Origin of the sequence: Pseudomonas sp. KK4 (assembly GCF_001984065.1) — a bacterium.
In the GTDB taxonomy this organism is placed as follows: Bacteria; Pseudomonadota; Gammaproteobacteria; order Pseudomonadales; family Pseudomonadaceae; genus Aquipseudomonas.
Window position 1 is genome coordinate 47,802 of sequence record NZ_LYVP01000019.1, and the last position, 24,574, is coordinate 72,375.

At 61.7% G+C, this 24,574-nt stretch carries 26 protein-coding genes; 24 read left to right on the forward strand and 2 right to left on the reverse strand.

The annotated features are described in order from the left end of the window. Positions 1 to 281 precede the first annotated feature (281 nt). From flhA to B0W55_RS09800, 14 genes are all read left to right on the forward strand, one after another. Positions 282 to 2,411, forward strand: coding sequence for a flagellar biosynthesis protein FlhA (gene flhA / locus B0W55_RS09735; RefSeq protein ID WP_077045790.1), 2,130 nt, complete (start codon positions 282 to 284; stop codon positions 2,409 to 2,411). Positions 2,412 to 2,422: 11 nt separating this feature from the next. Beyond that, complete coding sequence (gene flhF / locus B0W55_RS09740) at positions 2,423 to 3,748, forward strand: flagellar biosynthesis protein FlhF (protein WP_077045791.1); 1,326 nt, start codon at positions 2,423 to 2,425, stop codon at positions 3,746 to 3,748. Between the two features lie 116 nt (positions 3,749 to 3,864). Beyond that, positions 3,865 to 4,695 (forward strand): flagellar synthesis regulator FleN, encoded by an 831-nt coding sequence (gene fleN, locus B0W55_RS09745; RefSeq protein WP_008001746.1) that lies wholly within the window; start codon positions 3,865 to 3,867, stop codon positions 4,693 to 4,695. After that, positions 4,692 to 5,432: an RNA polymerase sigma factor FliA gene (fliA, locus tag B0W55_RS09750; RefSeq protein ID WP_077045792.1), complete on the forward strand. Its 741-nt coding sequence runs from the start codon at positions 4,692 to 4,694 to the stop codon at positions 5,430 to 5,432. Before fleN ends, fliA begins: the two co-directional genes overlap by 4 nt. A gap of 166 nt (positions 5,433 to 5,598) precedes the next feature. Then, positions 5,599 to 5,970, forward strand: a complete 372-nt coding sequence (locus tag B0W55_RS09755; RefSeq protein ID WP_003183998.1) for a chemotaxis response regulator CheY — start codon at positions 5,599 to 5,601, stop codon at positions 5,968 to 5,970. Between the two features lie 19 nt (positions 5,971 to 5,989). Beyond that, entirely contained in the window at positions 5,990 to 6,778 is a 789-nt protein-coding gene (locus tag B0W55_RS09760) for a protein phosphatase CheZ (RefSeq protein WP_077045793.1), read from the forward strand. A gap of 51 nt (positions 6,779 to 6,829) precedes the next feature. Continuing rightward, positions 6,830 to 9,115 (forward strand): chemotaxis protein CheA, encoded by a 2,286-nt coding sequence (locus B0W55_RS09765; RefSeq protein WP_077045794.1) that lies wholly within the window; start codon positions 6,830 to 6,832, stop codon positions 9,113 to 9,115. 48 nt (positions 9,116 to 9,163) lie between these two features. Then, positions 9,164 to 10,288, forward strand: a complete 1,125-nt coding sequence (locus tag B0W55_RS09770; protein ID WP_077045795.1) for a chemotaxis response regulator protein-glutamate methylesterase — start codon at positions 9,164 to 9,166, stop codon at positions 10,286 to 10,288. Further along, a complete protein-coding gene (locus B0W55_RS09775; RefSeq protein ID WP_077045796.1) occupies positions 10,288 to 11,028 on the forward strand; it encodes a flagellar motor protein in 741 nt (246 codons plus the stop codon). Before B0W55_RS09770 ends, B0W55_RS09775 begins: the two co-directional genes overlap by 1 nt. A 12-nt stretch (positions 11,029 to 11,040) precedes the next feature. After that, the gene (gene motD / locus B0W55_RS09780; RefSeq protein ID WP_077045797.1) at positions 11,041 to 11,931 is read left to right on the forward strand and encodes a flagellar motor protein MotD; all 891 of its coding nucleotides are present in this window, start codon (positions 11,041 to 11,043) and stop codon (positions 11,929 to 11,931) included. Between the two features lie 43 nt (positions 11,932 to 11,974). Then, positions 11,975 to 12,763 (forward strand): ParA family protein, encoded by a 789-nt coding sequence (locus B0W55_RS09785; RefSeq protein ID WP_077045798.1) that lies wholly within the window; start codon positions 11,975 to 11,977, stop codon positions 12,761 to 12,763. A gap of 126 nt (positions 12,764 to 12,889) precedes the next feature. Then, the gene (locus B0W55_RS09790; RefSeq protein WP_077045799.1) at positions 12,890 to 13,801 is read left to right on the forward strand and encodes a CheW domain-containing protein; all 912 of its coding nucleotides are present in this window, start codon (positions 12,890 to 12,892) and stop codon (positions 13,799 to 13,801) included. Between the two features lie 74 nt (positions 13,802 to 13,875). Further along, positions 13,876 to 14,361, forward strand: coding sequence for a chemotaxis protein CheW (locus B0W55_RS09795; RefSeq protein WP_007980742.1), 486 nt, complete (start codon positions 13,876 to 13,878; stop codon positions 14,359 to 14,361). Next, positions 14,362 to 14,754 (forward strand): DUF2802 domain-containing protein, encoded by a 393-nt coding sequence (locus B0W55_RS09800; RefSeq protein WP_077045800.1) that lies wholly within the window; start codon positions 14,362 to 14,364, stop codon positions 14,752 to 14,754. A 143-nt stretch (positions 14,755 to 14,897) separates the two neighbouring features. Here the strand turns inward: B0W55_RS09800 and B0W55_RS09805 are convergent, their stop codons facing one another. Next, positions 14,898 to 15,227 (reverse strand): EscU/YscU/HrcU family type III secretion system export apparatus switch protein, encoded by a 330-nt coding sequence (locus B0W55_RS09805; protein WP_077045801.1) that lies wholly within the window; start codon positions 15,225 to 15,227, stop codon positions 14,898 to 14,900. Next, positions 15,224 to 16,798 (reverse strand): flagellar hook-length control protein FliK, encoded by a 1,575-nt coding sequence (locus B0W55_RS09810; protein WP_077045802.1) that lies wholly within the window; start codon positions 16,796 to 16,798, stop codon positions 15,224 to 15,226. Before B0W55_RS09810 ends, B0W55_RS09805 begins: the two co-directional genes overlap by 4 nt. Positions 16,799 to 16,996: 198 nt before the next feature. Between B0W55_RS09810 and ccmA the strand changes: the two genes are divergently transcribed. The 10 genes from ccmA to B0W55_RS09860 all read left to right on the forward strand — a co-directional run bounded on the left by ccmA (position 16,997) and on the right by B0W55_RS09860 (position 24,388). Then, on the forward strand, positions 16,997 to 17,632 hold the full coding sequence (gene ccmA / locus B0W55_RS09815) for a cytochrome c biogenesis heme-transporting ATPase CcmA (RefSeq protein WP_077045803.1): 636 nt from the start codon (positions 16,997 to 16,999) through the stop codon (positions 17,630 to 17,632). Beyond that, a complete protein-coding gene (gene ccmB / locus B0W55_RS09820; protein ID WP_077045814.1) occupies positions 17,629 to 18,297 on the forward strand; it encodes a heme exporter protein CcmB in 669 nt (222 codons plus the stop codon). The genes ccmA and ccmB overlap by 4 nt, the downstream gene beginning before the upstream one ends. Before the next feature lie 97 nt (positions 18,298 to 18,394). Then, positions 18,395 to 19,150, forward strand: coding sequence for a heme ABC transporter permease (locus B0W55_RS09825; protein WP_077045804.1), 756 nt, complete (start codon positions 18,395 to 18,397; stop codon positions 19,148 to 19,150). Further along, positions 19,147 to 19,323, forward strand: coding sequence for a heme exporter protein CcmD (gene ccmD, locus B0W55_RS09830; protein ID WP_077045805.1), 177 nt, complete (start codon positions 19,147 to 19,149; stop codon positions 19,321 to 19,323). The genes B0W55_RS09825 and ccmD overlap by 4 nt, the downstream gene beginning before the upstream one ends. Beyond that, positions 19,320 to 19,775, forward strand: a complete 456-nt coding sequence (gene ccmE, locus B0W55_RS09835) for a cytochrome c maturation protein CcmE (RefSeq protein ID WP_077045806.1) — start codon at positions 19,320 to 19,322, stop codon at positions 19,773 to 19,775. Before ccmD ends, ccmE begins: the two co-directional genes overlap by 4 nt. Positions 19,776 to 19,778: 3 nt before the next feature. Next, positions 19,779 to 21,767 (forward strand): heme lyase CcmF/NrfE family subunit, encoded by a 1,989-nt coding sequence (locus B0W55_RS09840; protein ID WP_077045807.1) that lies wholly within the window; start codon positions 19,779 to 19,781, stop codon positions 21,765 to 21,767. Further along, a complete protein-coding gene (locus B0W55_RS09845) occupies positions 21,764 to 22,300 on the forward strand; it encodes a DsbE family thiol:disulfide interchange protein (RefSeq protein ID WP_077045808.1) in 537 nt (178 codons plus the stop codon). Before B0W55_RS09840 ends, B0W55_RS09845 begins: the two co-directional genes overlap by 4 nt. Then, the gene (locus B0W55_RS09850; RefSeq protein ID WP_077045809.1) at positions 22,297 to 22,767 is read left to right on the forward strand and encodes a cytochrome c-type biogenesis protein; all 471 of its coding nucleotides are present in this window, start codon (positions 22,297 to 22,299) and stop codon (positions 22,765 to 22,767) included. Before B0W55_RS09845 ends, B0W55_RS09850 begins: the two co-directional genes overlap by 4 nt. Continuing rightward, positions 22,764 to 23,966: a c-type cytochrome biogenesis protein CcmI gene (ccmI, locus tag B0W55_RS09855; RefSeq protein WP_077045810.1), complete on the forward strand. Its 1,203-nt coding sequence runs from the start codon at positions 22,764 to 22,766 to the stop codon at positions 23,964 to 23,966. Before B0W55_RS09850 ends, ccmI begins: the two co-directional genes overlap by 4 nt. 14 nt (positions 23,967 to 23,980) lie before the next feature. Further along, positions 23,981 to 24,388, forward strand: a complete 408-nt coding sequence (locus tag B0W55_RS09860; protein WP_077045811.1) for a hypothetical protein — start codon at positions 23,981 to 23,983, stop codon at positions 24,386 to 24,388. The last annotated feature ends 186 nt before the right edge of the window (positions 24,389 to 24,574 follow it).

Here is a 24,574-nt window from a genome sequence, read left to right on the forward strand (position 1 = left end):
TCTTGTCGCATGCAGTGGGTACTGGCAGAACTGATAGGTGGGCAGTTCCGGCCTCTTCGCGGGCAAGCCTCGCTCCTGCGGTTTCTCATCGTTCGCGACCCTTCTATCAACCAAAGCTGTAGGAGCGAGGCTTGCCCGCGATGACGTCCGCCCAGCCACCCCCATCCCCCTGAAAACCCTTCAATTTCAAACCCCCGCTAAAGTTGGAAAGCTTCTTGCAGTAGCCCCGTTGCGCCTGCTTCAGGCGTCAAAAGTTTGCTTCAAAGGAACGGGGAATACCGGTGGATCGCTCTCAGTTAATCAACAGTGCCCGCACGAACATGGCAGACCTCAGCCGAGGCAATCTGGGCGTGCCGCTGTTGCTGCTGGTCATGTTGGCGATGATGATGTTGCCGGTGCCGCCGTTCCTGCTCGACGTGTTTTTTACGTTCAACATTGCCCTTTCCATCGTCGTGCTGCTGGTCTGCGTATACGCCTTGCGGCCGCTGGATTTCGCAGTGTTCCCGACCATCCTGCTGGTGGCGACGCTGTTGCGCCTGGCGCTCAACGTGGCATCCACCCGGGTGGTGATGCTGCACGGTCAGGACGGACACGCGGCCGCCGGTAAGGTGATCCAGGCGTTCGGTGAGGTGGTGATCGGCGGTAACTACGTGGTCGGTATCGTGGTTTTCGCGATTTTGATGATCATCAACTTCGTGGTGGTGACCAAGGGTGCCGGGCGGATTTCCGAGGTAAGCGCGCGTTTCACCCTCGATGCAATGCCCGGCAAGCAAATGGCGATCGACGCCGACCTCAACGCCGGCCTGATCGACCAGAACCAGGCCAAGGCCCGCCGTTCGGAAGTGGCCCAGGAAGCCGAGTTCTACGGCTCCATGGACGGTGCCAGCAAATTCGTGCGCGGTGACGCCATCGCCGGCCTGCTGATTCTGTTCATCAACCTGATCGGCGGCATGGCGGTCGGTATCTTCCAGCACAACATGACGTTCGCCGACGCCGGCAAGGTGTACGCACTGCTGACCATCGGTGACGGTTTGGTGGCGCAATTGCCATCACTGTTGTTGTCGACAGCGGCTGCCATCATGGTGACCCGTGCTTCCGGTTCGGAAGACATGGGCAAGCAGATCAATCGTCAGATGTTCGCCTCGCCCAAGGCGCTGGCCGTGGCGGCGGGCTTGATGGCAGTGATGGGCCTGGTGCCCGGCATGCCGCACATTTCCTTCCTGAGCATGGCTGCCCTGGCGGCGGGCGGTGCGTACCTGTTCTGGCGCAAGCAGAACATGGTCAAGGTGCAGGCGCTGCAAGAGGTCAAGCGTCAGCAGGAACTGCTGCCATCGCCGGCCCGCGCCCAGGAAACCAAGGAATTGGGCTGGGACGACGTGACACCCATCGACATGATCGGCCTGGAAGTGGGCTACCGCCTGATTCCCCTGGTGGATCGCAACCAGGGCGGGCAGTTGCTGGCGCGGATCAAGGGCGTGCGCAAGAAGCTGTCCCAGGACCTGGGCTTCCTGATGCCCACTGTGCACATCCGCGACAACCTCGATCTGGCACCCAGTGCCTATCGCCTGACCCTGATGGGCGTGATTCTGGCCGAGGCTGAGATCTACCCGGACCGCGAACTGGCGATTAACCCCGGGCAGGTCTACGGTACGCTCAACGGCATCACCGCCAAAGATCCGGCTTTCGGCCTGGAAGCGGTGTGGATCGAAATAAGTCAGCGTGCCCAGGCACAATCTCTTGGCTATACAGTGGTCGATGCCAGTACAGTAGTGGCCACTCACTTGAATCAGATTCTGTATAAGCACTCCAGTGAGCTGATTGGTCACGAAGAAGTGCAGCAGCTTATGCAGTTGCTGGCGAAGAATTCGCCGAAACTGGCCGAGGAACTGGTACCGGGCGTGCTGTCGCTGTCGCAGCTGCTCAAGGTTCTGCAGGCATTGTTGGCCGAACAGGTGCCGGTGCGCGACATTCGCAGCATCGCCGAAGCCATCGCCAACAATGCGTCCAAGAGTCAAGATACCGCCGCGTTGGTGGCTGCCGTGCGGGTCGGGGTATCGCGCGCAATCGTGCAAAGCATTGTAGGCACTGACTCCGAGCTGCCAGTGATCACGCTGGAGCCAAGGTTGGAACAGATATTGCTCAATAGTCTGCAGAAGGCAGGACAAGGCTCTGAAGAGGGCGTTCTGCTGGAGCCAAGCATGGCCGAGAAGCTGCAACGTTCGTTGATCGATGCGGCGCAGCGCCAGGAGATGCAAGGTCAACCGGTGATTCTGCTGGTGGCCGGTCCGGTACGCGCGATGCTCTCGCGGTTTGGCCGACTGGCAGTACCGGGTCTGCATGTGCTGGCCTACCAGGAAATACCGGACAACAAGCAAGTGACCATCGTTGCGACAGTAGGGCCCAACGGCTGAGGTAGTGGTTTATGCAAGTTAAGCGTTTTTTCGCCGCCGATATGCGTCAGGCCATGAAGCTGGTTCGTGATGAGCTGGGCGCTGAGGCTGCCATCATTGGCAACCGCCGGATCGCCGGTGGTGTCGAGTTGACGGCTGCCCTGGATTACAAGCTGTCGGCGCTGGCGCCGCGGGTTCCGAACATGGAACTTGAAGACGAGCTGCGCAAGACCCAATCGCGGATCGTCACCGCTCAGGCCGAACTGAGCCTGCGCAGCGAGGGCGAGAGCGACAACGCCACCAATCGCCAGTTGTTCGCCGGCCTGCCGTTGACCGCCGCCGAACCACTGATCGAGCCGACCTACGCCGAGCCGCGTCGCCCCGCGCCTGCACCGGCCGCAGCGCCTTCGATCGACCAGCGTGCGTTCGATTCGATGCGCTTCGAACTCAATGGCCTGCGAGAGCTGCTGGAAGTGCAGTTGGGCTCTCTGGCGTGGAACCAGTTGCAAGGTCGTCGTCCCGATCAGGCCAACCTCTGGCGTCGCCTGCAGCGCATCGGTCTGTCCGGCCCGTTGTCGCGGGATCTGCTGGCAATGATCACCGACATCGAAGAACCCCGTCAGGCCTGGCGCATGTTGCTGGCGCACCTGGCGCGGATGATCGTCACGCCGGAAATCGAACCGCTCGAAGAGGGCGGTGTGATCGCCATGGTCGGTCCGGCCGGCATGGGCAAGACCACCACCCTGGCCAAGCTTGCTGCCCGCTACGTGCTCAAGTACGGCGCGCAGAACATCGCACTGGTGAGCATGGACAGCTATCGCATCGGCGCCCAGGAACAACTCAAGACCCTCGGTCGGATTCTCAATGTGTCGGTAACCCACGTCGATCCGGGACAATCCCTGGTGCAGGCGTTGGATCCACTGCTGCGCAAGCGCGTGGTGCTGATCGACACCGCAGGTCTTCAGGCCAGCGATCCAGCGCTGCGCATGCAACTCGAAAGTCTGGCCGGGCGTGGCATCAGGTCAAAAAATTACCTGGTCCTGGCAACCACCAGCCAGAAGCAGGTTCTAACGGCCGCTTATCACAGTTACAAGCGCTGCGGGCTCGCTGGCTGCATCCTGACTAAACTGGATGAAACGGCAAGTCTGGGCGAGGTGTTGAGCCTGGCGATCAGTCATGAATTGCCGGTGGCCTACCTGACCGATGGCCCGCGGATTCCGGATGATCTGCATCTGCCGCGCCGTCATCAACTGGTCAGTCGCGCCGTCAGCGTGCAAATGCAGGAAGAGCCCAGCGAAGAAGCCATGGCTGACATGTTCGCTGATATCTACCACAGCCCGACCAAGCAGGTTGGCTGAGGTAACAATGAATAGTTTTTGTACCTACATCGATGGTCTGCCATGCATTGTTCCGGTTGTGAACGCGCAGCCAGTCATGTGGCCTCCGTCTATGCAAGACAAGGTAAAGAAATAACATGGGCAGCATGCATCCCGTACAGGTGATCGCGGTGACCGGCGGCAAAGGTGGCGTCGGCAAAACTAACGTGTCAGTGAACTTGTCCCTGGCTTTAGCTGAGCTTGGCCGTCGCGTCATGCTGCTGGACGCCGATCTGGGGCTGGCGAACGTCGACGTTCTGTTGGGCCTGACCCCCAAACGCACCCTGGCCGACGTGATCGAAGGTCGCTGCGAGCTGCGCGACGTACTGTTGCAGGGGCCTGGCGGCATCCGCATCGTGCCGGCCGCGTCCGGTACCCAGAGCATGGTTCACTTGAGCCCGGCACAACACGCCGGCCTGATCCAGGCGTTCAGCGACATCGGCGACAACCTCGACGTGCTGGTGATCGACACCGCAGCGGGGATTGGTGACTCGGTCGTCAGTTTCGTTCGCGCCGCCCAGGAAGTGTTGCTGGTGGTGTGCGACGAGCCGACCTCCATCACCGACGCCTACGCCCTGATCAAACTGCTTAACCGCGACTACGGCATGAACCGTTTCCGCGTCCTGGCCAACATGGCCCAGAGCCCGCAGGAAGGTCGCAACCTGTTCGCCAAGTTGACCAAGGTCACCGATCGCTTCCTCGACGTCGCCCTGCAATATGTTGGTGCGGTGCCCTACGACGAAAGCGTGCGCAAGGCCGTGCAGAAGCAGCGTGCCGTCTATGAAGCCTTCCCGCGTTCCAAGTGCTCGCTGGCGTTCAAGGCCATCGCGCAGAAAGTTGACACCTGGCCTTTGCCGGCCAATCCACGGGGCCACCTGGAGTTTTTCGTCGAGCGCCTCGTGCAACAAACGGCAGGACCCGTGCTATGACAGCCAGCGGCTACAACCTTTACAAAAAGTCGGCGCGTGATGCGCAATACGAGCTGATCGAGCGTTACGCGCCATTGGTCAAACGCATTGCCTATCACTTGCTGGCGCGCCTGCCGGCCAGCGTCCAGGTTGAAGACCTGATCCAGGCCGGGATGATCGGCCTGCTGGAAGTCTCGACCAAATACGACGCCAGCAAGGGGGCCAGTTTCGAAACCTACGCGGGCATCCGCATCCGTGGCGCCATGCTCGACGAAGTGCGCAAAGGGGACTGGGCGCCGCGTTCAGTCCACCGCAATACCCGAATGGTCAGCGACGCCATTCGTGCAATTGAAGCTAAAACCGGCCGTGACGCTAAAGATCACGAAGTTGCGGCCGAACTCCAATTGAGTCTCGACGATTACTACGCGATTTTGAACGATACCCTGGGCAGCCGTCTGTTCAGTTTCGACGACCTGCTGCAGGACGGCGAACACGAAGGGCTGCACGAGGATGGCGCCAGTGCCCATCTCGAACCGTCACGCGATCTGGAAGATGAACGCTTCCAGGCGGCGCTGGCGGATGCGATTGCCAATTTGCCGGAGCGTGAGCGACTGGTGTTGGCGCTGTACTACGACGAAGAGTTGAATCTCAAGGAAATCGGTGAGGTCCTGGGCGTCAGCGAGTCCAGGGTCAGCCAGTTACATAGCCAGTGCGCGGCCCGCTTGCGGGGGCGTCTGGGAGAGTGGCGAGCGCGCTGAAGGCGGTGTGGGGGCACTGCGACGTGGCTGGTGGGGTGATGAGCCGCGCCGGTCTCGATTCGTTGTACTCCAGACAATCATCGAGTGTTTCGCCAGATTGATTGAAATGGCGCGCCCAGGTGCTGGGCGCGTTTTAGTCTGCTTGGAGGTCGAATTGGACAAGAACATGAAAATCCTCATCGTTGATGACTTCTCAACGATGCGGCGGATCATAAAAAACCTGTTGCGTGACCTTGGGTTCACCAACACGGTCGAGGCTGACGATGGCACTACCGCCATCCCGGTCCTCAACAGCGGGAGCATCGACTTTCTGGTAACGGACTGGAACATGCCAGGCATGACCGGTATCGATCTGCTGCGCCATGTGCGCGCCGATGAAAAGCTCAAGCACCTGCCGGTGCTGATGGTGACCGCCGAAGCCAAGCGCGAGCAGATCATCGAAGCGGCCCAGGCCGGTGTTAACGGCTATGTGGTCAAACCCTTCACGGCCCAGGCGTTGAAAGAAAAAATCGAGAAGATTTTCGAACGCATTGGTTGATCTGCGCCACGGGGGAGCTATGGGGCATAACGAATCTTCGCAGGGCGATTTTGAATCGACCCTGAAAAAACACGCCGTCGAACTGGTCGCCAGCCTTGAAAAGGGCAGGTTCGGCGATGCTGTGCAATTGATCCATGAGCTCAACCAGACCCGTGACCGCGGCCTGTATCAGGAAGTGGGCAAGCTCACCCGCGAGCTGCACAGCGCGATCGTCAATTTCCAGATTGACCCGCACATGCCGCAAGCCGAGGAAGTGTCCCAGATCACCGACGCCACCGAGCGTCTGGGGTATGTGGTCAAGCTGACCGAGGCCGCGGCCAACCGCACCATGGACCTGGTGGAAAACGCCACGCCGCTGGTCAACCGCCTGAGCGATGAAGCCCAGGCGCTGAGCACCGACTGGGGCCGGTTCATGCGTCGCGAAGTCGGGGCTGAAGAGTTCCGCGAGCTGGCCCGGCGCGTCGACGCGTTCCTGGCGCGCAGCAGCGAGGACGGTCGCGCGGTGTCGAGCAACCTCAACGACATCCTGCTGGCTCAGGATTACCAGGACCTCACCGGTCAGGTGATCAAGCGTGTGACCCAACTGGTCACCGAAGTCGAAAGCAACTTGCTCAAGCTCGTACTCATGGCCAGCCAGGTGGACCGTTTTGCGGGCATCGAGCATGACCGTGCGGCGATGCTTGCAGAAAAAGATCCACAAAAACATCTCTCTCAGGGTGAAGGTCCGCAGATTCATGCCGATAAAAGAGAAGACGTTGTGTCCGGTCAGGACGATGTGGACGATTTGTTATCCAGCCTTGGATTTTAGATTTGGATCCTGGGTTTTTTGGGTTTTTAGACCTGTAGGAGCACACCCTTAATGAGCTTCGGCGCCGATGAAGAGATCCTTCAGGATTTCCTGGTTGAGGCCGGCGAGATTCTAGAGCAACTGTCCGAGCAACTGGTCGAGCTGGAAAGCCGCCCGGATGATGCGGACTTGCTCAATGCAATTTTTCGCGGTTTTCACACTGTAAAAGGGGGCGCCGGCTTCCTCCAGCTCAATGAGTTGGTGGAATGCTGTCACATCGCCGAGAACGTATTCGACATCCTGCGCAAGGGTGAGCGTCGCGTTGACTCGGAGTTGATGGACGTGGTTCTCGAAGCACTGGACGCGGTGAACAGCATGTTCAGCGAAGTCCGTGAACGTGGCCCGATCACTGCGGCCACGCCTGAATTGCTCGCTGCCCTGGCCCGTCTGGCCGAGCCGCAAAGTGCCGACGAGGTCGCCGCCGCACCGGTCGCGGAAATCGTTGAAGCGCCTGTGGCGGAAAGCGAATCGGTCGACATCACCGACAATGAATTCGAACAACTGCTGGACTCGCTGAACGCCGTCAAGGCCCAGGCCGAGGGCACAGCGGTCGCTGCTGCACCTGTCAGCGACAGTGCTGCCAGCGACGAAATCACCGATGCCGAGTTCGAGTCGTTGCTCGATCAACTGCATGGCAAGGGTCAGTTCGCTGTCGATGCGGTCGTACCGTCCGCCGCGCCGGCCGCGCCCGAGGCACCGAAAGCCGCGGGCGACAGTTCCGATATCACCGACGACGAATTCGAAGCACTGCTCGACCAGTTGCATGGCAAGGGTAACTTTGCGGTGGATGCCCTGGAGTCGGCCATCGCTTCGGTCACACCGCCTGCGGCACCCGCCGCCGCCGCGGCCGCCGGCAGCGACCTGATCACCGATAACGAGTTCGAAGCGCTGCTCGACGAGTTGCACGGTAAAGGCAAGTTCACCGAAGTCGGCCAAGCCACCGGCACCGATGCTTCCGTGGCGACGACAGTGGCCAAGGCCGCCACGCCAAAACCGGTGGCCAAGGCGCCAGAACCAAAGGCCGAAGCGCCCAAACCCGAAACATCCAAGCCTGCACCGGCACCTGGTGCCGCACCGGCTCCGACTCGTGCGCCCGCCGCACCGCCTGCGGAAAAACCGGCCAGTGAAGCCGAAACCACCGTGCGGGTCGACACCGCGCGTCTGGACGAAATCATGAACATGGTCGGCGAACTGGTGCTGGTGCGTAACCGTCTGGTGCGCCTGGGTGCCAACAGCGCCGACGAAGCCATGTCCAAGGCGGTGTCGAACCTCGACGTGGTCACCGCCGACCTGCAAACCGCGGTCATGAAGACCCGGATGCAACCAATCAAGAAAGTCTTCGGGCGCTTCCCGCGCCTGGTTCGCGACCTGGCCCGCCAGCTCAAGAAAGAGATCAACCTGGAACTGGTGGGCGAAGAAACCGACCTCGACAAGAACCTCGTCGAGGCCCTGGCCGACCCGCTGGTCCACTTGGTGCGCAACGCGGTCGACCACGGCATCGAGTCGCCGGAAGAACGCGAAGCGTCGGGCAAGGCTCGTGGCGGCAAGGTAATCCTGGCGGCAGAGCAGGAAGGCGACCACATCTTGTTGTCGATCTCCGATGACGGCAAGGGCATGGACCCCAACGTGTTGCGTTCCATCGCGGTCAAGCGCGGTGTGATGGATAAGGATGCGGCCGATCGTCTGAGCGACACCGAATGCTACAACCTGATTTTCGCCCCGGGCTTCTCGACCAAGACCGAGATCTCCGACGTGTCCGGCCGTGGCGTGGGCATGGACGTGGTGAAGACCAAGATCTCCCAGCTCAACGGCTCGATCAACATCTTCTCGGCCAAGGGCCAGGGTTCGAAGATCGTCATCAAGGTGCCGTTGACCCTGGCGATCATGCCGACGCTGATGGTCATGCTCGGTAACCAGGCCTTCGCGTTCCCGCTGGTGAACGTCAACGAGATCTTCCACCTCGATCTGTCGACCACCAACGTGGTGGATGGCCAGGAAGTGGTGATCGTGCGGGACAAGGCGCTGCCATTGTTCTACCTCAAGCGCTGGCTGGTCAGCTCCGCCGCTCACGAAGAGCAGCGCGAAGGCCATGTGGTGATCCTCTCGGTGGGCACCCAGCGGATCGGCTTTGTTGTCGATCAACTGGTGGGCCAGGAAGAAGTGGTCATCAAGCCGTTGGGCAAGATGCTCCAGGGAACCCCGGGCATGTCGGGCGCCACCATCACCGGTGACGGTCGCATTGCGCTGATTCTCGATGTTCCGAGCATGCTCAAGCGTTACGCCACACGGCGTATTTGATTTCGGTGGAGCGGGGCGACGGGCCTCGCTCCATCTAATGGAGTGTTTATGGCAGTCAAAGTCCTGGTGGTGGACGATTCGGGGTTTTTCCGCCGCCGCGTCTCGGAAATTCTTTCAGCGGATTCGAATATCCAGGTCGTCGGCACGGCGACCAACGGCAAAGAGGCGATCGATCAGGCGCTGGCCCTCAAGCCGGACGTGATCACCATGGACTACGAGATGCCGATGATGGATGGCATCACGGCGGTGCGGCACATCATGCAGCGCTGCCCGACTCCGGTCTTGATGTTTTCCTCGCTGACCCACGAGGGCGCCCGGGTGACCCTGGATGCGCTGGACGCCGGCGCGGTGGACTTCCTGCCGAAGAATTTCGAAGACATCTCGCGCAACCCCGAGAAGGTCAAGCAACTGCTGTGCGAGAAAATCCTCAGCATTTCCCGCAGCAACCGTCGTGTCAGCAGCTACAGCGCGCCGGCCCCGGTTGCCGCGCCCGCCCCGACGCCAGCGCCCTCGAGCATCGGCAGTCACGGCAGCAGCGCGCCTGCGCGCCCGGCGCCAATCCCTGCCCGTACGCCTGCCCACGCACCGTCCTCGCCGGCGCCGAAACGCAAAGCCTACAAACTGGTGGCCATCGGCACGTCTACCGGCGGCCCGGTGGCCCTGCAGCGGGTACTGACCCAACTGCCGGCCAACTTCCCGGCACCGATCGTATTGATCCAGCACATGCCCGCCGCGTTCACCAAAGCCTTCGCCGAACGCCTGGACAAGCTGTGCCGCATCAGCGTCAAGGAAGCCGAGGACGGCGACATCCTGCGTCCGGGCCTGGCCTTGCTCGCACCGGGTGGCAAGCAAATGATGATCGACGGCCGTGGCGCAGTGAAAATTCTGCCGGGGGATGAGCGCCTGAATTACAAACCGTGCGTGGACATCACTTTCGGTTCGGCGGCCAAGTCCTACGGTGACAAAGTTCTGGCGGTCGTGTTGACCGGCATGGGCGCCGACGGTCGTGAAGGCGCGCGCCTGCTCAAGCAGGGTGGCAGTTCGATCTGGGCCCAGGACGAAGCCAGCTGCGTGATCTACGGCATGCCGATGGCGATCGTCAAAGCCGAACTCGCCGACGCGGTGTACAGCCTCGACGACATCGGCAAGCACATCGTTGAGGCCTGTATCTGATGGACGTTCTCAGCCTTATCGGCATCATCATGGCGTTCGTCGCCATCATCGGCGGCAACTACCTCGAAGGCGGTCACCTCGGTGCACTGGCCAACGGCCCGGCGGCGCTGATCGTGCTCGGCGGGACCATCGGTGCGGCGTTGCTGCAATCGCCAATGAGCGCCTTCAAGCGCGCCATGCAGATCCTCGCGTGGATCCTGTTTCCACCGCGTGTCGACCTGGCCGGCGGTATCGATCGTGTCGTCAACTGGAGCCTCACCGCACGCAAGGAAGGCCTGCTGGGGCTTGAAGGCGTGGCGGATGCCGAACCCGACAACTATGCGCGCAAAGGCTTGCAACTGCTGGTCGACGGCGCCGAGCCGGAAGCCATTCGCAGCATTCTGGAAGTGGATTTCTACACCCAGGAAGCCCGGGACATTGAAGCGGCCAAAGTTTTCGAAAGCATGGGCGGCTATGCGCCGACCATCGGCATCATCGGTGCGGTGATGGGCCTGATCCACGTGATGGGCAACCTGGGTGATCCCTCGCAACTGGGTAACGGCATCGCGGTGGCCTTCGTCGCCACCATCTACGGCGTGGCCAGTGCCAACCTGGTGCTGCTGCCGATTGCCGCCAAGCTCAAATCCGTTGCTTTGCGCCAGTCGCGTTATCGCGAAATGTTGCTGGAAGGGATCCTGTCGATCGCCGAAGGTGAAAACCCTCGCTCCATTGAGTTGAAGCTTCAGGGCTTCATGGATTAAGGGAATAAGCTCATGGCCCGTCGTCGCCAGCATGAAGAGCACGTAAACCATGAACGTTGGCTGGTTTCCTATGCCGACTTCATCACGCTGCTGTTCGCCTTTTTCGTGGTGATGTACTCCATCTCGTCGATCAACGAGGGCAAGTACAAGGTCATTTCCCAGGCGTTGCTCGGGGTCTTCACTGACGTCGATCGCTCGCTCAAGCCGATCCCCATTGGCGAAGAACGGCCCAAGACCGTGACCCCGGCCAAGCCGTTGGTCAAGGACAGTGAGCAGGTCGATGCCGGGGTGGCCGGTGCGAGCGATCCTTTGAAAAGCATCGCCGATGACATCAGCGCGGCGTTCGGCGACCTGATCAGCTCCAACCAGATGACCGTGCGCGGCAATGAGTTGTGGGTCGAGATCGAACTCAACTCCAGCCTGTTGTTCGGCAGCGGCGATGCCATGCCCAGCGACATCGCGTTCAACATCATCGACAAGGTCGCGGCGATCCTCAAACCGTTCGATAACCCGATTCACGTCGAAGGCTTCACTGACGACCAACCGATCCGCACCGCGCAATACCCGACCAACTGGGAATTGTCCTCGGCCCGTTCGGCGAGCATCGTGCGCATGCTGGCGATGCAAGGGGTCAACCCCAGCCGCCTGGCGTCCGTGGGTTACGGGGAGTTTCAGCCGGTGGCCAATAACGCCACTGCCGAGGGGCGCGCACGCAACCGCCGCGTGGTGCTGGTGGTGTCGCGCAATCTCGATGTGCGACGCAGCCTGACCGGCACCGGTACCGCTCATACGACGCCCGATGCGGCATTGAAGCGGGCTGGCACACAAACTGCACCGACCCCGGTCAAGTCGCCGGTACGCGAGAGCTCCGTCAATTCTCCGTCACCCGCATTAACACGTTGAGCTATTTCTCGGCCGACCCGTTCGACCGGGAGGAACAATCCGAATGAGAGTCTGGGCAGTTGCCAATCAAAAGGGTGGTGTTGGTAAAACCACTTCCTCCATCGCTTTAGCCGGATTGCTGGCCGAGGCGGGCAAGCGCGTGGTCGTGGTCGACCTCGACCCCCACGGCTCGATGACCAGTTATTTCGGGTACGACCCCGACAGCCTGGAACACAGCAACTACGATCTGTTCCTGCACAAGGGCAGCGTGCCCCAGGGCCTGCCCGGGCAATTGCTGCTGTCGACCAGTGATCCACTGATTTCCCTGTTGCCGTCGAGTACTGCACTGGCAACCCTCGAGCGCCAGTCGCCGGGCCAGAGCGGCCTGGGCCTGGTGATCGCCAAGAGCCTGGCGCAACTGTGGCAGGACTTCGATTACGCGGTCATCGACAGCCCGCCGCTGCTCGGCGTGCTGATGGTCAACGCCCTGGCGGCGAGCCAGCAACTGGTGATCCCGGTGCAGACCGAGCACCTGGCCGTCAAGGGCCTGGAGCGCATGGTCAATACCCTGGCGATGATCAATCGCTCACGCAAACAGGCACTGCCATTCACCATCGTGCCGACGCTGTTCGACCGCCGCACCCAAGCCTCCCTCGGTACGTTGCGGGTGTTGCGCGACAAGTTTCCGGATGAGATCTGGCAGGGCTACATCCCGGTGGACACGCGCCTGCGCGATGCCAGCCGCGCCGGGGTGACGCCTTCGCAATTCGACGGCAAGAGCCGTGGCGTGCTGGCCTACCGTGCGCTGCTCAAGCATCTGCTTGCCGCGCAACTCGTCGCGCAGGTGGCCTGACATGACCATGATCCCTGTAGGAGCGAGCTTGCTCGCGAAGATCGTCAACGATGACACGAAAAACCTGACACCCCGTGACGCTTTCAGGTTCATTGCGAGCCTGCTCGCGCCTGCAGGTGCGTGCGCATGAACCGGCCATTGAAAACCACATCACGCCCGCAACTGGCCTTGCAGTCCTACCTGGACAGCCTGCTGCAGGAAGTGACCGAGGAAATGGCGCTGCCCCCGGAGACAGTGACCGAGGAGATCGCCACCGAAGCGGTACTGGACGAATTCCAGGCAGCGGTGCTCGAAGAGCAGGCCCGGGATGCCGCCGCGGCCGCGCCGGTGCGAGCCTCGGTAGCGCCGGTGTTCAAGGCGTCGGTGATTGAAGCACCGGCACCTGTCATGGCGCCGGTCTCGACCATCGCTCCGCTGCTGCAAGCCTTGGTGCCGCCCCCGGCTGAAGTGCAGCCCGTCGCTGTCGAAGTGCAGCAAACCCTGGTGCCGCCCGTCGTCGAAGTGCACCTGCCGCCAAGCAACACGCCGCCACCGGTTGAGACAGACGGTCGCCCGAGTTGGGCTGCGGAGCCTTTCGAATGCCTGCTGTTCGACGTCGCCGGGTTGACCCTGGCGGTGCCGCTGGTGTGCCTGGGCTCGATCTACGCCCTGGCTGGCCACGAGTTGACGCCGCTGTTCGGCCAGCCGGAGTGGTTCCTCGGGATCCTGCCGAGCCAGGCCGGCAACCTGAAGGTGCTCGACACGGCGCGCTGGGTCATGCCCGATCGCTATCGCGACGATTTCAAGCAGGGGCTGCAATACGTGATCTCGGTCCAGGGCTACGAGTGGGGGCTGGCGGTGCATCAGGTCAGCCGCTCGTTGCGCCTGGACCCGAACGAAATCAAATGGAGAAGTCATCGAGGTCAGCGGCCATGGCTCGCCGGCACGGTGATTGAACACATGTGCGCCTTGCTCGACGTTGCCTCACTGGCCGAGTTGATCGCCAGCGGCGGGGCAAAGCACATGTCCGGCAGTAAGCCGAACCACAAACCGACATAACAAACACGCACCGGCGTTCGAATGCCGGTGCACGAAACACACACCGCTAGGGCGGTTTCTTGAGGGGACAGGCTATGAATGACAAGGCGACGGCGGCAAAGGGTTCCGAAGATCCGATCCTGCAATGGGTAACCTTCAAGCTGGACAATGAAACCTACGGCATCAACGTGATGCGCGTTCAGGAAGTGCTGCGCTATACCGAAATCGCCCCGGTACCGGGTGCTCCAAGCTACGTGCTGGGCATCATCAACCTGCGCGGCAACGTGGTCACCGTGATCGACACCCGCCAGCGCTTCGGCCTGATGAATGCCGAAATCAGCGACAACACCCGCATCGTCATCATCGAAGCCGACAAGCAAGTGGTCGGGATCATGGTCGACAGCGTCGCCGAAGTGGTTTACCTGCGTCAGTCGGAAATCGAAACCGCGCCTAACGTGGGTAACGAAGAATCCGCCAAGTTCATCCAGGGTGTGTGCAACAAGAACAACGAACTGCTGATCCTCGTCGAACTGGACAAGATGATGAGCGAAGAAGAATGGTCGGAACTGGAGAGTATCTGATTGATTCTCGAGGTTGCGGTCATTGTCCTGTTCCTCTTCTGGGCAGGCACGCTGGCAATGTTTCTGGCGTACATACGCAGTCAAAAACTGATCGCCGCGCAACAGGCCCAGGGCGATGCGCTGCGTGATCAGCGCATCAAGGACCTGGCCAAACGCGTGGACGACTATCAGAACGGCAATGTGCGGATGGGCGAGGACCTGCACGAACTGCGTGCCATCGTCGCGCCCCTGCCGGACAAGCTTGCTCAACTGGAACAACGCGACCCCACCAGCCTGTCGTTCGCCCAGGCGGCGCGATTGGTCGGCATGGGCGCCAGCGTCGATGAGCTGACCCAGTCCTGCGGCCTGACCCAGGCTGAGGCGGAGTTGATGAGCAAATTGCACAAGAACTGATGTTGCGCGTCGTTTGATACACCGCCTTCGCGAGCAAGCCCGCTCCCACCGTTTGACCGAGCTTTTCCTGAAAGAAATGCGGTCCAATGTGGGAGCGGGCTTGCTCGCGAAGGCGATCTGTCAGGCGCTACCGATCTTGACCTTCAGTAGTCATCCCCACGCTCCGTCACATCCTTCTCCACCCTCGGCGCATCCGGATCCTGCCCCGCCGGAAACTTGCCCTTCAAATTCCACGCGAACGCAATGATCTCCGCAATCGTGCGATACAACTCCTCCGGAATGCTGTCCCCCAGTTCCATGCGCGCCAGCAACCTCACCAGCTCGGCGTTTTCATAAATCGGCACTTCGTACTCGCGGGCGATGCGCAGAATTTCTTCGGCCAGTTCTTCATCACCCTTGGCGGTCAGGGTCGGGGCGTGGCTGCCGTCATATTTGAGGGCGATGGCCTGGCGGGGGGCGTCGGGTTTTTTCATGCGGTTTCGTCGACCCAGCGTTGTTCGAGACGGGTTTGCGGGCCTTGGGGCGGTTTGCCCTGGTGGCAATCGAGATCGCCGACGTTCAGGCCCGAGGCCAGCAGGCGTTGGCGCAGTGCAGCCAGGTTGTTTTCGATCAGGCTGGCGGTGTATGGCCGTTCGGCCCACAGCTGGCTGGACAGGCTGCCCTTGATCAGTTGTGCCTGGATTTGCATCGGCCCCAGGGGTTCCATGTCGAACGCCAGCTCCACGCGCCACATTTGCTGCTTGGGTTCGCGCTCGTCGCGGCGTTCCTGGGGCTGTTCTTTCTCCGGGGTGTCTTCGCGCTGGAACTTGATCTGCAAGGGCACGATGTCCTGCAGGTTGCGCATCGGGATTTCCAGTTGCCAGGTACTCATCAGGCGGCCGTCACTGGTCACACCGGTTTGTTCCAGGCTCGACAGTTGATGGCTTTGCAGGCGTGAAACCGCGGCTGCGGCCAGGCGCAGCAGATGTTCGAGGTCGTCTTCGTCGTCGCCGCTCTGCAACAGGCGCTCGGGCAGCGGAAAACTGGTGGGCGACGGCTTGGCGCTGACCTGGCCGAGCATGCCCAAGGCGTTACGCACGAAGCTCGGCATGGCCTGGGCCAGGGTGTTGGCGGCGATGATGGCACCGAGGTTGGTGCTGGCCGGCAGGCTCGGCGTGAGCTGTGCGATCAGTTTGAGCAGATCGGCCTTCATGTCCGGGGCGAGTGTCGGGTTTTGCCCGGTCAGCAGTTTGCTTTCCAGGAACGCGCCGCTGCCGGCCAGCGCCAGGGCCAGGCCCTTGGGGGTGCTCAGTTGTTGAACGTCCGGCAGGCCAGCGAGCAACTTGTCCACGACAGCGCGCAGATCCTTGGAAGTTTGATCCGAAGGCGGCAGGTTTTGCAGGAGTTTGAGCAAGCCGTCCAGCGAACCCTGGCGGCTGGCCTGGGTACCCAATTGCTGGGTCACGGCCAATTGTTCCTGGCGGTTGCTCAAGGGCACGAACTTCAAGGTCTGCGTGTCCTGCACCTGGGCGCTGAGCAGGGTGCCGATGCGCAACGGCTGCGGGCTGTCGATGCTCAGGGTGCTGCCGCTCAGGGCAGTGTTGAGCAGCGTCACCATCGAGCGGAACACCGTCGGTTGCCCCGGCACCTGCTGCAACACCTGGGAGGTCAGCACTTTGCCTTGCAACAGGGTGCCCACCGGCAATTGCGCGGTATCCAGGCGGGTGAGGGTGGCGACGCTGGAGGCGATGGCCTGTTGCACGGTAATGGCCAGGTTGCCTGCCGAAGGCTGGGTCACCGCGATGTTGGTCCCTTGCGGCAGTGGCTGGCTGCTGGTGGCCTGGACCGTCGTCTGACGCCCGCTTTCCAGGGTGACCTTGAGCAGCAGTTGAAAAGTCTGATCTGCCTGCTTGAGTGACAGCACTTCGGCTTTTGCAGTCTGCCCCGCAGTGATCAGCCCTTCGATGGGCGTCAACAGCTTGAGCAACTCGCCGCTGACCGCCAGCGGCCGGGTGGTCGCCGGGGCGGTGGGCGGTAGCGGAAGGATGTTCATTTCGCCTGTCATACGCGGTCACAACCTTGGGAAAATGCACTCTTGAGAGTAGGAAATGGCATGTATAATGCCGCCGCGTTGTATACAGAGTGCTGGAAACATTGCAATTATTTGACGCAGCTCTCTAGTGAGGGCTGCCAATACATCTATTCTGCATCTCTTTAACGGCCGCGCCAGAGCCGACTTGAACCGTATAAGGCCCGTGAACCCTTGACCAGTCCTGTCCTGCAAACCGTTGCCCTTGCCTGTGAGCGAGACCTTCGGCTGCTCTTCGAAAATCTCGATTTGAGACTGGCCAGTGGCGAAATGGTGCAAATCAGCGGCCCCAACGGCAGTGGCAAGACCAGTCTGCTGCGCCTGCTGTCGGGGCTGATGCAGCCGACGGCCGGTGACGTGTTGCTCAACGGCCGACCGCTCAACGAACAACGCGCTGAGTTGGCGCGCAACCTGTTGTGGATCGGCCATGCCACGGGGATCAAGGACCTGCTGACCCCGCAAGAGAACCTGAGCTGGCTCTGCGCCCTGCACCAACCGGCCTCCCACGAAGCGATCTGGCAAGCCCTGGCGGCGGTCGGCTTGCGCGGTTTCGAAGACGTTCCCTGCCATACCCTGTCCGCCGGCCAACAGCGTCGCGTTGCATTGGCCCGTCTCTATCTGGACAGCCCTCCACTGTGGATTCTCGACGAGCCGTTCACCGCCCTCGACAAACAAGGTGTGGCTCAGTTGGAAGATCACCTGGCCGGTCACTGTGAACGCGGCGGCATGGTGGTATTGACCACGCACCACACGCTGAGCCGCATGCCGGCCGGTTATCGCGACATTGACCTGGGGAAATGGGCCGTATGAGTGTGTTCGGCCTGTTGGTCGCCCGTGAGGCCCGTCTGCTGTTCCGTCGCCCGGCGGAACTGGCCAATCCGCTGGTGTTCTTCGCCATCGTCGTTTCCCTGTTCCCGCTGGCGGTGGGTCCCGAGTCTCAATTGTTGCAAAGCTTGTCTCCGGGACTGGTCTGGGTTGCGGCCCTTTTGTCGGTCCTGCTCTCGCTGGACGGGCTTTTCCGCAGTGATTTCGAGGACGGATCGCTGGAACAGTGGGTCCTTTCGCCGCACCCCCTGGCGCTTCTGGTTTTGGCCAAGGTGCTGGCACACTGGGCGTTTTCCGGCCTGGCACTGGTTTTGCTCTCACCCTTGCTGGCGTTGATGCTCGGTCTGCCTGCCGCCTGTCTGCCGGTGTTGCTGCTTTCCCTGTTGCTGGGTACACCGGTGTTGAGCCTGCTCGGTGCGGTGGGCGCGGCGTTGACCGTCGGTTTGAAGCGCGGCGGCCTGTTGCTGGCGTTGCTGATTCTGCCTTTGTACATCCCGGTATTGATTCTCGGCAGTGGCGCCTTGCAGGCGGCCCTGCAGGGCATGCCGGCGACCGGTTATCTGTTGTGGCTGGGCAGCCTGACCGCCCTGGCGATAACCCTGACACCTTTTGCAATAGCGGCTGGCCTGAAGATCAGCGTCGGCGAATAATAATGAGGTCTGGTCAAAATTTGATCACTTCTTCGGAAGTCAGGCAGACCCTGTGACCGACTCGTGAAAACGAGCGGCAACCGTGATGGAAACAGCAATGAACTGGACCTGGTTTCATAAGCTCGGCTCACCCAAATGGTTCTACGGCATCAGCGGCAAAATGCTGCCCTGGCTGAGCATTGCGGCGTTGCTGCTGATCGGCGTCGGCGTGGTGTGGGGCCTGGCCTTCGCGCCGCCCGACTATCAGCAGGGCAACAGCTTTCGCATCATCTATATCCACGTCCCGGCCGCCATGCTGGCGCAGTCCATCTACGTGATGCTGGCCGTGTGCGGCGGCGTCGGGCTGGTGTGGAAAATGAAACTGGCCGACGTCGCCCTGCAGTGCGCGGCGCCCATCGGCGCCTGGATGACCGCCGTGGCGCTGGTCACCGGTGCGATCTGGGGCAAGCCGACCTGGGGCTCGTGGTGGGTCTGGGATGCACGACTGACGTCCATGCTGATCCTGCTGTTTCTGTACTTCGGTCTCATTGCGCTGGGCAACGCCATCAGCAATCGTGACAGCGCCGCCAAGGCCTGCGCGGTGCTGGCGATCGTCGGGGTGATCAACATCCCGATCATCAAATACTCGGTGCAGTGGTGGAACACCCTGCATCAGGGTGCGACCTTCACCCTCACCGAAAAACCGGCGATGCCCGCCGAGATGTGGCTGCCGCTGCTGCTGACGGCGCTGGGTTTCTACTGTTTCTTCGGCGCGGTGTTGCTGCTGCGCATGCGTCTTGAAGTGCTCAAGCGCGAGGCGCGGGCCAGTTGGGTGAAAGCTGAGGTGCAAAGCAGCCTGGAGGCCGTTCGATGAGTTTTGCTTCATTCGGCGACTTTCTCGCCATGGGCCATCATGGCCTGTATGTCTGGTCGGCCTACGGCATCTGCCTGCTGGTGCTGGCCCTCAACGTGGCGGCGCCGATCCTGGCCCGCAAGCGGTATCTGCAACAAGAGGCGCGTCGTCTGCGCCGGGAGAGCGACAAGTGAATCCGCTGCGTAAAAAGCGTCTTATCATCATTCTGGCGATTCTGGTCGGGGTCGGCGCTGCCGTCGGCCTGGCCCTGAGCGCTCTGCAGCAGAACATCAATCTGTTCTACACCCCGACCCAGATCGCCAATGGCGAAGCGCCCCACGACACGCGCATTCGCGCCGGCGGCATGGTCGAGAAGGGTTCGCTGCAGCGTTCCAGTGATTCGCTGGACGTGAAATTCATCGTCACCGACTTCAACAAATCCGTCACCATCACTTACCGCGGCATCCTCCCGGACCTGTTCCGTGAAGGGCAGGGCATCGTCGCCCTGGGCAAGCTCAATGCCGATGGCGTGGTGGTGGCCGACGAAGTGCTGGCCAAGCACGACGAGAAATACATGCCCCCGGAAGTGACCAAGGCGCTCAAAGACAGTGGTCAATCCGCTCCCACACCCGCTAAGGAGGGTTGATTCATGACTTCCGGCATTTTCATTCCCGAGCTGGGCCACCTGGCGATGATCCTGGCGCTGTGCTTTGCGCTGGTTCAGGCCGTGGTGCCGTTGCTCGGCGCCTGGCGCGGTGATCGCTTGTGGATGAGCCTGGCCCAACCCGCCGCATGGGGCCAGTTCGCCTTTCTGGTGTTCGCCTTTGGTTGCCTGACCTACGCCTTCATGACCGACGACTTCTCCGTCGCCTATGTGGCCAGCAACTCCAACAGCGCACTGCCGTGGTACTTCAAGTTCAGCGCCGTGTGGGGCGCCCACGAAGGTTCGTTGCTGTTGTGGGCCTTGATCCTCGGGGCCTGGACCTTCGCCGTGTCAGTATTTTCCCGGCAACTGCCGCAGGTGATGCTGGCGCGAGTGCTGGCGGTGATGGGCATGATCAGCACCGGTTTCCTGCTGTTCCTGATCCTCACCTCCAACCCGTTCTCACGCATCCTGCCGCAGATCCCGGCCGACGGTCGTGATCTCAACCCATTGCTGCAAGACATCGGCCTGATCGTGCATCCGCCGATGCTGTACATGGGTTACGTCGGGTTCTCCGTGGCCTTCGCCTTTGCCATCGCCGCATTGCTGGGCGGTCGGCTCGATGCGGCGTGGGCGCGCTGGTCGCGTCCGTGGACCATCGTCGCCTGGGCCTTTCTTGGCATCGGCATCACCCTCGGCTCCTGGTGGGCCTACTACGAGCTCGGCTGGGGCGGCTGGTGGTTCTGGGACCCGGTGGAAAACGCATCCTTCATGCCATGGCTGGTGGGCACCGCGCTGATTCACTCGCTGGCGGTCACGGAAAAACGTGGCGTGTTCAAGAGCTGGACCGTGCTGCTGGCCATCGCGGCGTTTTCGTTGAGCTTGCTGGGCACCTTCCTCGTGCGCTCCGGCGTTCTGACCTCGGTGCACGCTTTTGCTTCCGATCCGGAACGCGGCGTGTTCATCCTGATTTTCCTGCTGTTCGTGGTCGGTGGTTCCCTCACGCTGTTCGCCCTGCGCGCGCCGGTGGTCAAGAGCCAGGTCGGCTTCAACCTCTGGTCCCGGGAAACCCTGCTGCTGGGCAATAACCTGGTGCTGGTGGTGGCGGCGTCGATGATTCTGCTGGGCACCCTGTATCCGCTGATTCTGGATGCGATGACCGGCGCCAAGCTGTCGGTGGGCCCGCCGTACTTCAACGCGCTGTTCATTCCGTTGATGGCGCTGCTGATGCTGGTGATGGCGGTCGGCGTGATCGTGCGCTGGAAAGACACCCCGGTGAAATGGCTGTTCAATATGCTGACCCCGGTACTGCTTGGCAGCGCCGCGCTGGCGGTGGTGGCCGGTGTTGCCTACGGCGATTTCAACTGGGCCGTGCTGGCCACCTTCATGCTGGCGGCCTGGGTGTTGTTGGCTGGCGTGCGCGACCTGTTCGACAAGACGCGCCACAAAGGCCTGATCAAAGGCCTGCCGACCCTGACCCGCAGCTATTGGGGCATGCAGCTGGCGCACCTGGGCATCGCGGTCTGCGCCTTGGGCGTGGTGCTGTCGAGCCAGAACAGCGCCGAGCGCGACCTGCGCCTGGCGCCGGGCGAGTCCATGGACCTGGCCGGCTACCATTTCGTTTTCGAAGGCGCCAAGCACTTCGAAGGCCCGAACTTCACCTCCGACAAGGGCACCATCCGAGTGATCCGCGATGGCAAGGAGGTCAGCGTGCTGCACCCGGAAAAACGCTTGTACACCGTGCAGAACTCGGTGATGACCGAAGCAGGGATCGACGCCGGATTCACCCGCGACCTCTACGTTGCCCTGGGTGAGCCGCTGGGCGACGGTGCCTGGGCGGTGCGTGTGCACGTCAAGCCGTTCGTGCGCTGGATCTGGTTCGGCGGCTTGCTCACCGGTCTGGGCGGGTTGCTGGCGGCGCTGGATCGGCGTTATCGGGTCAAGGTGAAAAGCCGTGTGCGTGAAGCGCTGGGCATGAGTGGAGCCACTGCATGAGACGTTGGTTGATGCTGTTGCCACTGGCGATATTTCTGGTGGTGGTTGTTTTCCTGTATCGCGGCCTGTACCTGGACCCGGCCGAGTTGCCTTCGGCGATGATCGGCAAACCGTTTCCCGAGTTCTCGCTGCCGGCGGTGCAGGGCGACAAAACCCTGACCCGCGCCGACATCCTCGGTAAACCGGCACTGGTCAACGTCTGGGGCACCTGGTGCATTTCCTGCCGGGTCGAGCACCCTGTGCTGAACAAACTGGCCGAGAAGGGTGTGGTGATCTATGGCATCAACTACAAGGACGTCAACGCCGACGCCTTGAAGTGGCTGACCGAATTCCACAACCCGTATCAACTGGATATCCGCGACGACGCCGGCACCCTGGGCCTGAACCTGGGCGTGTATGGCGCGCCGGAAACCTTCTTCATCGACGCCAAGGGCATCATTCGCGACAAGTACGTCGGGGTGATCGACGAGCAGGTATGGCGGGAAAAACTGGCGGCCAAGTATCAGGCGCTGGTTGATGAGGCCAAGCCATGAAGCGCTTTTTAGCCGCCGTGGTGTTGGGCCTGAGTCTGGCCGGTGTCGCCCATGCGGCCATCGACACCTACGAGTTCGCCAAGGAAGGGGACCGCGAGCGTTTTCGCGAGTTGACCAAGGAACTGCGCTGCCCCAAGTGTCAGAACCAGGATATCGCCGACTCCAACGCACCGATCGCTGCCGATCTGCGCAAGGAGATCTTCCGCATGCTTGGCGAGGGCAAGGACAACCAGCAGATCATCGACTTCATGGTCGATCGCTACGGTGATTTCGTCCGCTACAAACCGGCCCTCAACGCCAAGACTGCCTTGCTCTGGTTCGGCCCCGCCGGCCTGTTGCTGGGCGGTGTCGTGATCATCGCGGTGATCGTCCGCCGGCGTCGCGCACAACGCGCCGAAACCCCGGGCTCGCTTTCTGCCGAGGAGCGCGAGCGCCTCGACCACCTGTTGGATAAAAACCAAGAATGATTGATTTCTGGCTCGCTGCAGGTCTGCTGCTCCTGGTGGCCCTGAGTTTTCTGCTGATCCCCGTTCTGCGTAGTCGTCGCGCCCAGCTCGAAGAGGATCGTACTGCCCTGAACGTGGCGCTGTATCAGGAGCGCGTGGCTGAGTTGCAGACTCAGCAGGAAGAAGGGGTTCTGGATGCCGCGCAGATGGACGCCGGTCGCGCCGAAGCCGCCCGTGAGTTGCTCGCCGACACCGAAGGCGTCGCTGCGCCGCGGGTATCGCGCCTGGGCAAACCGGCGCCGTTGCTGGCGGCGATCCTGGTGCCGGTGCTGGGCCTTGGCCTGTACCTGCACTTCGGTGCCAGCGACAAAGTCGAGCTGACCCGGGAGTTTTCCCAGCCGCCCAAGTCGATGGAAGAGATGACTCAGCGCTTGGAGCGTGCGGTGGCTGCTCAGCCGGAATCTGCCGAGGCGTTGTACTTCCTCGGCCGTACCTATATGACCCAGGACCGTCCTGCCGACGCGGCGAAGATCTTCGAGCGCACGGTGAACCTCGCCGGGCGTCAGCCTGAACTGCTGGGGCAATGGGCCCAGGCGCAGTATTTCGCCGATGGCAAGAAATGGTCGGACAAGATTCAGGCGCTGACCGACGAAGCGTTGAAGGCTGATCCGAAAGAAGTCACCAGCCTCGGTCTGCTGGGCATCGCAGCCTTCGAGGGCCAGCGTTATCAGCAAGCCATCGATTACTGGAATCGCCTGCTGGAGCAACTGCCGCCGGACGACAAATCGCGCATCGCCTTGCAGGGCGGCATTGCTCGCGCCACCGAGAAACTGGTGGCCAGCGGCGGCACCGTGGCCCCGGCGGCGGTGGCCAGGACGGGCGCTTTGCTCAAGGTCCAGGTGGATCTGGCAGCCGATCTGAAGGGCAAGGTCCAACCGGGCGACAGCGTGTTCATTTTCGCCCGCGCCACCTCAGGCCCACCCGCGCCGCTGGCGGCCAAGCGCCTGACCGTGGCCGACCTGCCGGCCACCGTCGAACTGGGCGATGCCGACGCGATGATGCCGCAGTTGAAACTGTCCAACTTCCCTGAAGTCCAACTGGTTGCGCGCATTTCACGCGCCGGCCAACCGACGGCAGGCGAGTGGATCGGTCGCAGCCAGCCTCTGGCCAGTAGCACCACCGCGCCGCAAACACTGACCATCGACAGCCCGGACAAATAACAGGAAACGCCATCATGACCGCCATCGCCCGTATCACCCTGCTCAGCGTTGTTTTAGGGCTGAGCGCTTGTGCGGTCCAACGTCCGTCCGAGCATCAGACACCGCCACCGATTCCACCGTCGCAACCGAGCAGCAAACCGGCGCCGTCGACGGCACCGGGCAAACCGACCACCCCGTCCAAGCCCGCCAAGCCGCTGCCGCGTACGTCCGCAAGCTTTGCGCCGCCACCCGGGGGCAACAGCCACTGGGATCCGAAACTGGGGGTGTATGTGCTGGATGATCAGCCCAACACCTTCTACCGCCAGCGTACCTATTACCGTTGGGATAACGGCTGGAGCCGGTCGATCAGTCCCAAAGGGCCTTGGGAAGAGACGGATATCCATGGTGTGCCGGGTGGATTGGGGCGGCAGTTCGGGCAGTAATGCAAAAGGCGACCTTCGAGGTCGCCTTTTTTGTGAGTGCTGGACGGGTGGGAGCAGGCTTGCTCGCGAAGGCGGCCTGACAGACGACCTCGTTTTTGCGTATGCCCCCCAATTTCTGTGGGAGCTGGCCTGCCAGCGATGGCGGCCTCATAGCCGACCAGGCTCTGGCTGATTGAGTACATATCC

Bases quoted from the DNA above. Each gene is read 5' to 3' on its own strand.
- B0W55_RS09825 (WP_077045804.1), top strand. From the start codon at position 18,395: ATGAACTGGACCTGGTTTCATAAGCTCGGCTCACCCAAATGGTTCTAC.
- B0W55_RS09805 (WP_077045801.1), bottom strand. From the start codon at position 15,227: ATGAAAAAACCCGACGCCCCCCGCCAGGCCATCGCCCTCAAATATGAC.
- B0W55_RS09770 (WP_077045795.1), top strand. From the start codon at position 9,164: ATGGCAGTCAAAGTCCTGGTGGTGGACGATTCGGGGTTTTTCCGCCGC.
- fliA (WP_077045792.1), top strand. From the start codon at position 4,692: ATGACAGCCAGCGGCTACAACCTTTACAAAAAGTCGGCGCGTGATGCG.
- B0W55_RS09760 (WP_077045793.1), top strand. From the start codon at position 5,990: ATGGGGCATAACGAATCTTCGCAGGGCGATTTTGAATCGACCCTGAAA.
- ccmD (WP_077045805.1), top strand. From the start codon at position 19,147: ATGAGTTTTGCTTCATTCGGCGACTTTCTCGCCATGGGCCATCATGGC.
- B0W55_RS09845 (WP_077045808.1), top strand. From the start codon at position 21,764: ATGAGACGTTGGTTGATGCTGTTGCCACTGGCGATATTTCTGGTGGTG.
- B0W55_RS09850 (WP_077045809.1), top strand. From the start codon at position 22,297: ATGAAGCGCTTTTTAGCCGCCGTGGTGTTGGGCCTGAGTCTGGCCGGT.
- B0W55_RS09765 (WP_077045794.1), top strand. From the start codon at position 6,830: ATGAGCTTCGGCGCCGATGAAGAGATCCTTCAGGATTTCCTGGTTGAG.
- B0W55_RS09795 (WP_007980742.1), top strand. From the start codon at position 13,876: ATGAATGACAAGGCGACGGCGGCAAAGGGTTCCGAAGATCCGATCCTG.
- B0W55_RS09785 (WP_077045798.1), top strand. From the start codon at position 11,975: ATGAGAGTCTGGGCAGTTGCCAATCAAAAGGGTGGTGTTGGTAAAACC.
- motD (WP_077045797.1), top strand. From the start codon at position 11,041: ATGGCCCGTCGTCGCCAGCATGAAGAGCACGTAAACCATGAACGTTGG.
- ccmB (WP_077045814.1), top strand. From the start codon at position 17,629: ATGAGTGTGTTCGGCCTGTTGGTCGCCCGTGAGGCCCGTCTGCTGTTC.
- fleN (WP_008001746.1), top strand. From the start codon at position 3,865: ATGGGCAGCATGCATCCCGTACAGGTGATCGCGGTGACCGGCGGCAAA.
- B0W55_RS09790 (WP_077045799.1), top strand. From the start codon at position 12,890: ATGAACCGGCCATTGAAAACCACATCACGCCCGCAACTGGCCTTGCAG.
- ccmI (WP_077045810.1), top strand. From the start codon at position 22,764: ATGATTGATTTCTGGCTCGCTGCAGGTCTGCTGCTCCTGGTGGCCCTG.
- B0W55_RS09775 (WP_077045796.1), top strand. From the start codon at position 10,288: ATGGACGTTCTCAGCCTTATCGGCATCATCATGGCGTTCGTCGCCATC.
- B0W55_RS09860 (WP_077045811.1), top strand. From the start codon at position 23,981: ATGACCGCCATCGCCCGTATCACCCTGCTCAGCGTTGTTTTAGGGCTG.
- B0W55_RS09755 (WP_003183998.1), top strand. From the start codon at position 5,599: ATGAAAATCCTCATCGTTGATGACTTCTCAACGATGCGGCGGATCATA.
- flhF (WP_077045791.1), top strand. From the start codon at position 2,423: ATGCAAGTTAAGCGTTTTTTCGCCGCCGATATGCGTCAGGCCATGAAG.
- B0W55_RS09840 (WP_077045807.1), top strand. From the start codon at position 19,779: ATGACTTCCGGCATTTTCATTCCCGAGCTGGGCCACCTGGCGATGATC.
- B0W55_RS09810 (WP_077045802.1), bottom strand. From the start codon at position 16,798: ATGACAGGCGAAATGAACATCCTTCCGCTACCGCCCACCGCCCCGGCG.